This window comes from Hymenobacter citatus (genome assembly GCF_014333615.1).
Lineage (GTDB): Bacteria > Bacteroidota > Bacteroidia > Cytophagales > Hymenobacteraceae > Hymenobacter > Hymenobacter citatus.
In genome coordinates this window covers 139233-151825 of sequence record NZ_JACSCY010000001.1, presented here as the reverse complement: position 1 = coordinate 151825, position 12593 = coordinate 139233, and the positions used below count along the sequence as shown (strand labels likewise).

At 61.9% G+C, this 12593-nt stretch carries 9 protein-coding genes; all 9 read left to right on the top strand.

The annotated features are described in order from the left end of the window. Positions 1–29: 29 nt before the first annotated feature. Positions 30–1214: an acetyl-CoA C-acyltransferase gene (locus H8B15_RS00610; RefSeq protein WP_187317722.1), complete on the top strand. Its 1185-nt coding sequence runs from the start codon at positions 30–32 to the stop codon at positions 1212–1214. A 167-nt stretch (positions 1215–1381) separates the two neighbouring features. Next, positions 1382–2737 (top strand): sigma-54-dependent transcriptional regulator, encoded by a 1356-nt coding sequence (locus tag H8B15_RS00605; RefSeq protein ID WP_187317721.1) that lies wholly within the window; start codon positions 1382–1384, stop codon positions 2735–2737. Positions 2738–3121: 384 nt separating this feature from the next. Next, positions 3122–3232: a potassium-transporting ATPase subunit F gene (locus H8B15_RS00600; protein ID WP_216859031.1), complete on the top strand. Its 111-nt coding sequence runs from the start codon at positions 3122–3124 to the stop codon at positions 3230–3232. An 84-nt stretch (positions 3233–3316) separates the two neighbouring features. Continuing rightward, positions 3317–5014 carry a potassium-transporting ATPase subunit KdpA gene (kdpA, locus tag H8B15_RS00595; protein ID WP_187317720.1) on the top strand — a complete coding sequence of 566 codons (1698 nt, stop codon included), beginning with the start codon at positions 3317–3319 and terminating at the stop codon, positions 5012–5014. A 309-nt stretch (positions 5015–5323) separates the two neighbouring features. Further along, positions 5324–7369 (top strand): potassium-transporting ATPase subunit KdpB, encoded by a 2046-nt coding sequence (kdpB, locus tag H8B15_RS00590; RefSeq protein ID WP_187317719.1) that lies wholly within the window; start codon positions 5324–5326, stop codon positions 7367–7369. Between the two features lie 191 nt (positions 7370–7560). Continuing rightward, entirely contained in the window at positions 7561–8118 is a 558-nt protein-coding gene (kdpC, locus tag H8B15_RS00585) for a potassium-transporting ATPase subunit KdpC (protein ID WP_187317718.1), read from the top strand. A gap of 118 nt (positions 8119–8236) precedes the next feature. Further along, on the top strand, positions 8237–9328 hold the full coding sequence (locus tag H8B15_RS00580) for a porin (RefSeq protein WP_187317717.1): 1092 nt from the start codon (positions 8237–8239) through the stop codon (positions 9326–9328). A 25-nt stretch (positions 9329–9353) separates the two neighbouring features. Next, positions 9354–11324 carry a KUP/HAK/KT family potassium transporter gene (locus H8B15_RS00575; RefSeq protein WP_187317716.1) on the top strand — a complete coding sequence of 657 codons (1971 nt, stop codon included), beginning with the start codon at positions 9354–9356 and terminating at the stop codon, positions 11322–11324. A 15-nt stretch (positions 11325–11339) separates the two neighbouring features. After that, a complete protein-coding gene (locus H8B15_RS00570; protein WP_187317715.1) occupies positions 11340–12509 on the top strand; it encodes a universal stress protein in 1170 nt (389 codons plus the stop codon). Positions 12510–12593 lie beyond the last annotated feature (84 nt).

Here is a 12593-nt window from a genome sequence, read left to right as displayed (position 1 = left end):
ATTCATCAAATCCCACCCACCCTTTTGTTATGCAAATCAAAGACGTAGTAATTGTAGCCGCTGTCCGTACGCCCATCGGCAGCTTCGGCGGTAGCCTTTCTTCCCTATCGGCCACGGAGCTGGGCGGCATTGCCCTAAAAGGGGCCCTCGACAAAGCCGGCGTGGCCCCCGAGCAGGTGGAGCAGGTGATTATGGGCAACGTAATTTCGGCCAACCTGGGCCAGGCGCCCGCCCGCCAGGCCGCCCGCCACGCTGGCCTCCCCGACACGGTGGAGTGCACCACCGTGAACAAAGTGTGCGCCTCGGGCACCAAAGCCATTATGTTTGGCGCTCAGGCCATTATGCTGGGTCAGGCCGACGTGGTGCTGGCTGGTGGCATGGAGAGCATGAGCAATGTGCCCTACTACCTCGACAAAGCGCGTTTTGGAGCGAAGTACGGCCACGGCCAGATGATTGACGGTCTGGTGCGCGACGGCCTCTGGGACCCCTACCATGACTATGCCATGGGCAACGCGGCCGAAAACACAGCCAAGGAAATGGGCTTCACCCGCGAGCAGCAGGACGAATTCGCCATTGAGTCGTACACCCGCAGCGCCAAAGCGGCCCAGGAGGGCAAAAAGAAGGACGAGATTGTGCCCGTGACCATCACTAGCCGGGGCAAGACCACAGTGGTGGAAGACGACGAGGAATACCTAAAGGTAGACTTCGCCAAACTGCCCGGCCTGAAGCCTGCGTTCCTGAAAGAAGGTGGCACCGTAACGGCTGCCAACGCCTCTACCCTCAACGATGGCGCCGCCGCCGTACTGCTCATGAGCCGCGAAAAGGCCGAGGAGCTGGGCATCACGCCGATGGCCCGCATCCGCGGCTTCGCTGACGCAGAGCAGGCGCCGGAATGGTTCACCACCTCCCCTTCCCTTGCCATCCCGAAGGCGCTGAAGCACGCCGGAGTAGACGCTTCGGAAGTTGATTTCTACGAAATCAATGAAGCGTTTTCGGTGGTGTCGCTGGCGAATAACAAGCTGCTGAACCTGGAAGGCACCAAGGTGAACGTGTACGGCGGGGCCGTGAGCCTGGGCCACCCGCTGGGTGCCAGCGGCGCCCGCATCGTGACCACGCTGGTGAACGTGCTGCGCCAGGAAGGAGGCAAAATCGGCGTGACGGGCATTTGCAACGGTGGCGGCGGCGCAAGCAGCCTGGTCATTGAGCGGTTGTAAGTTTTGACTTTGAACGTCATTTCGACCAGCGGGAGAAATCTTGCGTGCTGACGAAAGATAGTATCTATCATCAGCACGCGAGATTTCTCCCGCTGGTCGAAATGACGTTCTTACTTTTCTCAAACCAACTTCAGCAACGATGGGCGTGTGCAACGCGTCCCTACCCTATGCCTACCGGAACCATTCTGCTCATCGACGACGAAGCCGTGCTGCGCCAGGCCATTGCCCGCACCTTGGAGTTGGAAGGCTACACCGTGCGCCAGGCGCCCGATGCCCGGCGCGGCCTGGAGGAGCTGCGCGCCCACGCTGAGGAAGTGCTGGTGGTACTCTCGGATGTGAAGCTGCCCGACGGCCGGGGTCTCGACCTGCTGCCCCGCTACCGGGCGCTGGCGCCCCTGGCCGAGGTAGTGCTGATGACCGCCTACGGCACCATTGCCGACGGCGTGCGGGCCATGAAGGAAGGTGCCTTCGACTACCTCACCAAGGGCGACGCCGATGACCAGCTGGTGGTAGTGGTAGACCGCGCTGCCGACAAAGCGCGCCTGCAACACCGCGTGGCCACGCTGGAAAAAAAGGTAGGCACGCAGTACAGTTTCGACTCGATGATTGGGCACGCGCCGGCCCTGGAGCAGGCCAAAACCGTGGCGCAGCAAGTGGCCCTCACGGATGCTACCGTGCTCCTGGAAGGCCCTACCGGCGCGGGTAAGGAGCTGTTTGCCCAGGCCATTCACCAGGGTAGCGGGCGTCGGGGCAAGCCGTTTGTGGCCGTCAACTGCTCGGCTTTTCCGAAGGATTTGCTGGAATCGGAGCTGTTTGGGTACAAGAAGGGCGCTTTTACGGGGGCGCTGACTGATAAGAAAGGCCAGATGGAAGAAGCCAACGGCGGCACGCTGTTTCTGGATGAAATTGGGGAGCTGGAAGCCGGCGCCCAGGCCAAGCTGCTGCGTGCCCTCGAAACCCAGGAGTTCACCAAGCTCGGCGACAGTAAGCCTACCCGCGTGAACGTGCGTCTGGTGGCCGCCACCAACCGCAACCTGCGCCAGGAAGCCGCCGACGGCCACTTCCGCCCCGACTTGTACTACCGCCTGTCGGTGGTGACCATTCAGGTGCCGGCCCTGAGTGCCCGCCGCGCCGACGTGCCGGCGCTGGTGGCGCATTTTGCCCGGCAGTTTGCGGTCAAGTTGCGCCGCCAGCCCTTGGAAATCAGCCCTGAGGCCATGCAGGCGCTGGCAGCCTACCCCTGGCCGGGCAACGTGCGCGAGCTGAAGAACGTGCTGGAGCGCGCCTCCATTCTTACCCCGCCCAACCATGCCCTTGCCGTGGATGACCTGCCCCTGGAAATTCAGCTGGCTACCACCACCGATGCCCATACCCCCGACGACCCGCGCAGCCTGCGCAACGCCGAAAAGCAGCACATCCAGCGTGTGATGCTGGAAGCGGGCGGCAACAAAGCCGAGGCGGCGCGGGTGCTGGGCATTGCGCACACCACGCTCTACCGCAAGTTGCAGGAATACGGGCTGTAGCGCGAACTGTGTAGTTCGCGTCCCCGCACCGTTGGAATGACTCAGACGGCGCGGGGACGCGAACTACACAGTTCGCGCTACGACGCACGCTGTACTACACTAGCATTTCGCACACCGGACTAGCAAAACGCTAGTCCGGTGTGCTGCTTTATGGGGTAGCAGAATTCGCGCATTTTATTTTTTATCACTGCCTATCAAGTAGTTAAATACACTTTATCCAATAATCCAAGGGGGTAGGGCTGGGAATTGCTCACTGGTTGGCATCACCAATACAAGCAAAAAGCATATGCCTACTCCCCTGCTTCTGCCGCTCCTTATGGCTACTGGTTGCGCCGGCTTCTGGCTGTTCTACCGTTCCATTTCCTTTTTCGAGCGCATCTGAAGGTGCGCCCTGACTTCTATCGCTACCCTACCATGATGCTTTCCCTGCTCCTGCTTTCTCTGGCCACCTTCGCCTACCTCAGCTACGTGCTGCTGAAGCCAGAAAAATTCTAGCTGCGAGTTGCCGGCTGTGAGCTGCGCGTCATCCGCGCCGTGCCTCACACCCTGACAACTACCAACTGACAACAGACAACTACAATGAATATTGAACTTCTCGGCATCCTCCTAATAATGGGTGCCACGATGCTGCTGGCGGTGCCACTAGGGCGCTACCTGGCCACCATCTACCGCGGCGATACAAGCTGGTCGGACTTTCTGGCGCCGCTGGAGCGCCTGCTGTTTCGCCTGGCCGGCATCGACCCTACCCGCGAAATGCGCTGGCAGCAGCATTTGCTGGCGCTGCTCACCATCAACCTGCTGTGGTTTTTCTGGGCGATGCTGGTACTGACCACCCAGGGCAGCCTACCCCTCAACCCCGACCACAACCCCTCGATGCCCGCCGATCAGGCCTTTAACACGGCCATATCATTTCTGGTGAACTGCAACTTGCAGCACTACTCCGGCGAGTCGGGCGTGACGTACTTCTCGCAGGTGTTCTGCCTGATGTTTCTGCAATTCGTGACGGCCGGCACGGGCATGGCGGCGTGCGTGGTGGTGTTCAACGCCCTGCGCGAAGGCACCACGGAAAAACTCGGCAACTTCTACAACTACTTCGTGAAGAGCATCACGCGGGTGCTACTGCCCCTGTCGTTGGTGCTGGCGCTGGTGCTGGTGTTTCAGGGCACGCCCATGACGTGGGAGGGCAAAATGTCCCTCGTAACGGTGCAGGGCGACACTACGGCGGTGAGCCGCGGACCGGCCGCTGCCCTCATCGGCATCAAGCAGCTGGGTACCAACGGCGGTGGGTTCTTCGGCGTGAACTCTGCCCACCCCCTCGAAAACCCTACCTACCTCACCAACGCCCTGGAAAACATGGGCATCCTGCTCATTCCGATGGCCATGGCCTTGGCCCTGGGCTATTACCTGCGCCGCCCGCGCCTGGGCTGGATGGTGTTTGGGGTGATGACGGCCGGCTACCTGCTGCTCCAGCTCCCTACCCTCTACCTGGAAATGCACGGTAACCCCGCCCTCACCGCCATGGGCGTTGATGCAAGCCAGGGCGCGCTGGAAGGAAAAGAGATGCGCCTGGGTGCGCCGGCCTCGGCGCTGTGGGCCATCAGCACCACCGTCACCAGCAACGGCTCCGTGAATGCCATGCACGACTCGCTGATGCCGCTCTCCGGCATGAACACGCTGCTGGGCATGATGACCAACTCCTTTTATGGGGGTGTGGGGGTAGGTTTCCTCAACTTCTTTGTGTTCATCATCGTGGCCGTGTTCATCTCGGGGCTGCTGGTGGGGCGCACGCCCGAGCTGCTGGGGAAGAAAGTGGAAGCCCGCGAGATGAAAATTGCCGTCATCATTGCGCTGCTGCACCCGCTGCTGATTCTGGCCGGCACGGCCCTCACGGCCTACCTATACGCACGCAACCCCGCAGATTACGCCGGCTGGCTGGCCAATCCCGGCTACCACGGCTTTTCGGAAATGCTCTACGAGTTCACGTCCTCGGCTGCCAACAACGGCTCGGGTTTCGAAGGGCTGGGCGATAACACGCCCTGGTGGAACATCTCTACCGGCGTGGTGCTGCTGCTGGCGCGCTACCTCCCCATCATCGGGCCGGTAGCCATTGCCGGCCTGCTGGCCGCCAAGAAGTACACGCCCGAATCGGCCGGTACGCTCCGCCTCGACACGGCCACGTTCGGCCTGATGGTCTTCTTCGTCATCTGGATTATCGCCGCCCTGGCCTTCTTCCCGGCCCTGGCCTTGGGGCCGCTGGCCGAGCACTTTACGCTGTAGAACGAAACTCCCCTCCTCGGCTGAGGAGGGGATGTTCAGCCGCCAGGCTGGACGGGGGTGGTTGGCTCGTTGCTGATGTTGTTTGCCAAGAACGACTGTAGCAGAGCGTCATTCCGAACGCAGTGAGGAATCTCGCGTGCTGACGCTAGATAGAAATTACTCACAAGCGAGATTCCTCGACAAGCTCGGAATGACGGTCTAGCTGCTCGGAATGACAGCCTGACTACACAACGACTGAACCACCCCGCCCTTCGGGCACCCCTCCTTAAAAAAGGAGGGGAACTCCTACCCTTCGTTTTTCTTTTCCCCATGTCTTCTTCATCCCAATCTCTTTTTCAACCCGCGCTGGTAGCGGAGGCTACCAAGCAAGCCTTCGTGAAGCTAGACCCGCGCACGATGTTCCGCAACCCGGTGATGTTCACTGTGGAGCTGGGTACGGTGGTGATGCTCGTTGTCACGCTGGGCCTGCTGTTTCGGCCCGATGCGAGCCAGGGTAGCTTCGGCTACAACTTCACGGTATTTGTGGTGCTGCTGCTCACGCTGCTGTTCGCCAACTTTGCCGAAGCCATTGCCGAAGCACGCGGTAAGGCCCAGGCCAACTCCCTGCGCAAAACCCGCCAGGACACACCCGCCCGCCTGCGCCTCGACAACGGCAGCTTCCAGCAAATCAGCTCGGCGCAGCTGCAAAAAGGCCAGATTTTCGTGGTGGAAGCCGGCGAAATCATTCCTACCGATGGGGAGATTGTGGAGGGCCTGGCTACCATCGACGAGTCGGCCATTACGGGCGAGTCGGCGCCGGTGATACGCGAGGCCGGCGGCGACAAATCCAGCGTGACGGGCGGCACCACGGTGCTATCGGACCGCATTGTGGTACTGGTGACTACGGCCCCCGGCGAGTCGTTTCTCGATAAGATGATTGCCTTGGTGGAAGGCGCTTCGCGGCAGAAAACGCCCAACGAAATTGCCCTCACCATCTTGCTGGCCGGTTTCACGCTGGTGTTCATCATCGTGTGCGTCACGCTGAGCCCGTTTGCCGATTACGCCCAGACGCCCATTGCCATTTCGGCCTTCATTGCGCTGTTTGTGTGCCTGATTCCGACCACCATTGGCGGGCTGCTCTCGGCCATCGGTATTGCGGGCATGGACCGCGCCCTGCGCGCCAACGTCATCACCAAGAGCGGTAAAGCCGTAGAAACGGCCGGCGACATCGACGTGCTGCTGCTCGACAAAACCGGCACCATCACCATCGGTAACCGCAAGGCCACCCACTTCTGGCCCGCGCCGGGGGTAGACGCCCGGCAGTTTGTGGAGGGCGCCACCGTGTCGTCGCTCACCGACGAAACCCCCGAGGGCAAGAGCATTGTGGCCTTGGCCCGCGAGCAGCAAATCAGCCCCGAGCAGCTGCAAGGCCGGCTGGAAGGCGCTGAGCTAATCCGCTTCACGGCCGAAACCCGCAGCAGCGGCGTGACGCTCCCCGACGGCACGCGCATCCGCAAGGGCGCCGCCGACGCCATCCGTCAGCTCACCGAAAAAGCCGGCCACCCCTACCCCGCGGAAGTGGCCGAACGGGTGCAGGCCGTATCCGCCAACGGGGGTACGCCGCTAGTCGTCAGCCAAAACGACCAAGTGCTGGGCGTAGTGGAGTTGCAGGACATCATCAAGCCCGGCATTCAGGAGCGGTTTGCGCGCCTGCGGGCCATGGGTATCAAAACGGTGATGGTGACCGGCGATAACCCCCTCACAGCCAAGTTCATTGCTGAAAAAGCCGGTGTTGATGACTTCATTGCTGAGGCCAAGCCCGAGGACAAGATGCAGTACATCCGCGCCGAGCAGCAGCAGGGCAGGCTGGTGGCCATGATGGGCGACGGCACCAACGACGCCCCCGCCCTGGCTCAGGCCGACGTGGGAGTAGCCATGAACAGCGGCACCCAGGCCGCCAAGGAGGCCGGCAACATGGTCGACCTCGACAACGACCCTACCAAACTCATTGAGGTAGTAGAGATTGGCAAGCAGCTGCTGATGACGCGCGGCACGCTCACCACCTTCAGCATCGCCAACGACGTGGCCAAGTATTTCGCCATTGTGCCGGCCTTGTTCATGACGGCCATTCCGGCCCTGGGCGCGCTCAACGTGATGGGGCTGCACTCGCCGCAGTCGGCCATTCTGTCGGCCGTGATTTTCAACGCCCTCATCATTCCGGCCCTGGTGCCGCTGGCCCTGCAAGGCGTGGCCTACAAACCCCTGGGCGCGGCGGCGCTGCTGCGCCGCAACCTGCTGGTGTACGGGGTAGGCGGCGTGGTAGTCCCATTCGTCGGCATCAAGCTGATTGACCTGTTTGTCGGGCTTTTTGTGTAGCTCAGAAACAAGAATTAAGAACGTGTCATGCTGAACGGAGGCGCAGTCGAAGCATCTCTACAGCAGCGCTAATTATTTGAAAATAAGAACGTCATGCTAATCTGCCTTCGCATCGCTTAAGTAGTTCGAACGAAGCGGTAGAGATGCTTCGACAAGCTCAGCATGACAGTTACTCGCAAACATCAACAACCATGAAAACGCATTTGCTTCCTGCTTTCCGTCTCACGCTGGTACTCCTTATAGTATGCTGCGTGCTCTACCCGGCCCTGGTGTGGGCCGTGGCCCAGGCTGCCCCCGGCCACGGGCAGGGCGTACAGGTGTCGCATAAGGGTCGCGTGGTAGGCTTCGCCAACGTGGGCCAGAAATTCGACCGGCCCGAGTATTTCAACTCGCGCCCCTCGGCCGTAGACTACCACGCCGACGGCTCGGGCGGTTCCAACAAAGGCCCCAGCAACCCCGAGTACCTGGCTACGGTACGCACCCGCGTAAGCGAGTTTCTGCGCCAGAACCCTACCCAGCAAGGCGCAGTGCCCGCCGAGCTAGTGACGGCCAGCGGCTCCGGCCTCGACCCGCACCTTTCGCCAGCCGGGGCCTACGCCCAGGTAGGGCGCATTGCCCGCCTGCGCCACCTACCCGAAGCCCGCGTGCGGGCGCTGGTAGCAGCCCACGTGCACGAGCCGCTGGTGGTATTTTTCGGGCCAGCTACGGTGAACGTGCTGGAGCTAAACCTGGCCCTCGACTCGCTGTAGCCCCCCTCGGCCCTGACGAATGGCCTCACCCCCCGGCCCCCTCTCCCCTAGGAGAGGGGGCCGGGGGGTGAGGCCACCCGTTGCAGCCGCATTCTTTTTCTTTGCGCAAAATCACTCCATGAAATACCTCGCGTTTTTAGCGGCAGCGGCCCTCGTTAGCCCCGCCGCCCTGGCTCAAACGGACACCACCCAGGCTACCCCCGCACCTGCTCCCCTCTCCTACTACGGCTTCGTAGATGGCTACTACGGCTACGATTTCAACCACGGCCCTACCCACGACCGGCCCGCTTTTCTCTACTCCCACAACCGCCAAAACGAGTTTACCATCAACCAGGCGCTGGTGGGCGTGCGCTACAACAACGACCGGGTACGCGGGGCCATTGGGCTACACGCGGGCACCTACGTGAGTGCCAACTACGCCGCCGAAGACCAGGTGCTCAAGCACGTATTCGAGGCGTACGCGGGCTTCCGGCCGTTTGCCAAAGCCTGGCTCGATGTGGGTATCTTCGGCTCGCACATTGGGTTTGAGTCGGCTTTGAGCAAGGACAACTGGACGCTGACCCGCTCGCTGATGGCTGAAAACTCACCGTATTACGAGTCGGGGGCCCGCTTCACCTACGAGGTGGCTCCCGAGCTCACGCTCACCGGGTTGGTGCTCAATGGCTGGCAAAACATCCGCGACAACAACCAGGCAAAAGCCCTGGGCACCCAAATTCAGTGGAAAATATCGGACAAGCTGCTCCTCAACAGCAGCACGTTCTACGGCAACGAGCAGCCCCAGGACTCCGTGATTCGCCGCCGCTACTTCCACGATTTCTACCTCACCTACGCCGCTACCAGCCGCCTGAGCCTGGCGGGCGTGTTTGATGTGGGCAAGCAGCAGAGCCAGGGCCGCCGCGGCTACGACACCTGGCACACCGGCGCGGCTTTCGTGAAATACCAGCTCAGCGACCAGTTCTCGACTACCCTGCGCGGCGAGTATTACTACGCCGAGCGTGGCGTGTTCATCAACAACATCACGCCGGCCCGCACCGACGCCGACTTCCGCACCAGCGGCGGCTCCCTCAACCTAGACTACCTCCCTACCCCCAACGTGGCCTTCCGGGTAGAGGGCCGCTACCTGCGCGCCCGCAACGCCATCTTCCAGCACGACGACGGTTTCAGCCGCAACTACGGCAACCTGACGACCAGCGTGGCGCTGTCGTTCTAAGCGGCGGACAATCCGCTACCTTCTCATGAGCACTTCTGTTTCCCCCGTCGTCTCCGCCTCTGCTGCTACCTCCGTGCACGAGCGCGTGACGGCGGCGGGCTTGCTGGTGGCGCTGGGCATTGTGTACGGCGACATTGGCACGTCGCCGCTGTACACCGTGCGGGGCGTGTTTGTGAGCCAACCCGTGACGGAGGCCGTGGTGCTGGGCACCATCTCCTGCGTCATCTGGACGCTCACGCTGCTCACTACGGTGAAGTATGTGCTCATTGCGCTGCGGGCCGACAACCACGGCGAGGGCGGCATTCTGGCGCTGTACGCCCGCTTGCGGCAGTTGCCGGTGCGGCGGCTCTACCTGCCGGCCATTGTGGGGGCGGCGGCCCTGCTGGCCGACGGCATCATTACGCCGCCTATTTCCGTGGCATCGGCCATAGAAGGACTGCGCATCCTGAAACCCGACCTGAACACGGTGCCCATTGTGGTAGCCATTCTGGTGGCTTTGTTTGCGTTTCAACAATTTGGCACCCAGATCATTGGCAAGCTATTCGGGCCAGTGATGGCGCTGTTTTTCTCGATGCTGGCCGTGCTGGGCGTGGTGCATCTGGTGCAGGAACCCAGCATTCTGCGCGCGCTTAGTCCGCACTATGCCCTGGCCATGATTACGCAAGTGCCCGGCGCGTTCTGGCTGCTGGGCTCCATCTTCTTGTGCAGCACCGGGGCCGAGGCCCTGTACGCCGACATGGGCCACGTGGGCAGGCGCAACATCTACGGCTCCTGGACTTTCGTGAAAACGTGCCTGATTCTCAACTACCTGGGGCAGGGCGCGTGGCTGCTGCGCCACCTGGGCCCGCCGTTGGGCGAGCAAAACCTATTCTTCCTGCTGCTACCCCAGTGGGCGTTGCTACCCGCCATTGGGCTGTGCACGCTGGCCACCATCATTGCATCGCAGGCTCTGATTTCGGGCTCGTTTACGCTGGTGATTGAGGCTCTGCGGCTGCATTTCTGGCCCAAGGTGCGCGTGCAGTACCTTACCGAGCTGCGCGGCCAGGCCTACGTGCCCAGCCTGAACTGGCTGCTCTGCGCCGGCTGCGTGGGCGTGGTGCTCTATTTCCGCGAGTCGGGCCGGATGGAGGCCGCGTTTGGGCTTGCCGTTACCGTCACCATGCTCATGACCACCGTGTTGCTGGCCTACTACCTACGCCTGCGCCGCACGGCCGTGGGCTGGATTGTGGCGCTGATCGGCACGTATCTCGTTATTGAAGGTTCGTTTTTGATAGCCAACCTGGCCAAGTTTGCCCACGGCGGCTGGCTGAGCGTGCTACTGGCCGTGGTGTTGCTGCTGGTGATGCTGAGCTGGATAGCCGGCCAGCGGATTCGCAATGAGCTGACCGAGTTTACGGGTCTGGCGGAGTGGGTGCCCCTGCTCCGCCAGCTCAGCCACGACCACTCGGTGCCCAAATACGCGACTCACCTGGTCTACCTCACCAAGTCGCAGAACCCCAATTTGGTGGAGAACGGGGTGATTCACAGCATCTTCAAGAAGCGCCCCAAGCGGGCCGATGTGTACTACCTGGTGCACGTGACAACCACCGACGAGCCGTACACGCGCCGCTACCACATCACGCACGTGCTGCCCAAAGAGCTGGTTCGCATCGACTTTTACCTGGGCTTTCGCGTCGACCACGCGCTGAACTACATGTTCCGCCAGGTGGTAACCGAGCTGGTGCAGCGCCGCGAGGTCGACATCACGTCGCGCTTCGAGTCGTTGCGGGGGCAGGACGTAACCGGCGACTTTCAGTTCATCATCCTCAACAAAACCCTACCCTACCAGTACCTGCTGCGCGGCTGGCAGCGCATGGCCCTGCGCTTGCACGGGTGGCTGAAGCGGCTGGGCGCATCCGAAACCGAAAGCTTCGGGCTTGACAACAGTACGTACACCGTGGAAAACGTGCCGCTGCACATGCCGCCGCGCCCCGAGCTGCACCTCACCCGCGACTAACTACTCTCTCACCCAATGACCAGCACCGAGCAAGCTCTACGCGACACCTCCGCCGAGCGGTTTCTGCACCTTGTGCAAGCCAAGCGCCGCGGCACCCTGAAGGTGTACCTGGGCCTGGCTGCCGGGGTAGGCAAAACCTACCGCATGCTGCAAGAAGCCCACGACTTGCACCAGCACGGCGTAGATGTGCTGCTCGGCTACATCGAAACCCACCAGCGCGCCGGCACCGTGGCCCAGTTGCGCAACGTGCCCCTGCTGCCGCGCAAACAGCTGTTTTACAAGGGTAAGGCGCTGGAAGAAATGGACCTAGAAGCCATTGTGCAGCGCCGCCCGCAGGTGGTGGTGGTAGACGAGCTGGCCCACACCAACGTACCCGGCTCGCGCCACGAAAAGCGCTGGCAGGACGTGGAATACCTGGTGCAGCAGGGTATTTCGGTGATTACGGCCGTGAACGTGCAGCACCTGGAAAGCCTGCACGACCAGGTGCTGCGCATCACCGGCACCGACGTGACCGAGCGCATCCCCGACCGCCTCCTGAGGCTGGCCGACGAAGTAGTGAACGTGGACCTGACCGTGGGCGAGTTGCGCACCCGCCTGGAGGAAGGCCACATCTACCACGCCGCCAAAATACCTACCGCCCTCAACGGTTTTTTTCAGGCCGAAAACCTATTGCAGCTGCGCCGCCTGGCCGTGCGCGAGGTAGCGCAGCTACTGGGCCAGCAGGTGGCCTCCGATGCCGGCGGCGCGCCCGCCGTGGCCGCCCCCCGCCGCACCGACGACCGGCTGCTGGCCTGCATCAACTCCAACGAGCGCGCGGCCCGCGAAATCATCCGCAAAACCTCGCGCCTGGCCGATCAGTTGGGCGCGGCCGTGTGGTACGTGCTCTACGTGCAAACCGCCCGCGAAACCGCCGACCGCATTGGGCTGGCTACCCAACGACACCTATTAAAGAACCTGCAACTAGCCACCGAACTGGGCGCCCAGATTTTGCGGGTGAAGGAAGATGATGTGGTAGGCGCCATCCGGCAGGTAGCGCAAGAGAAGAATGCTACCCTGCTGGTGTGCGGCATCACCGGCGAAAAAGGGCTGTGGGAGCAGGTCAGTAGGCGCAGCGTAACGCACGACTTGCTCCGCGCGGTAGCCCGCACCACCCCTACCCTCGATGTGTATTTGGTAACGTATTAAAGATCGTGTCATGCTGAGCGGAGTCGAAGCATCTCTACCGTGAGTAATCAATTTATTATCAAACTAAGCGGTAGAGATGCTTCG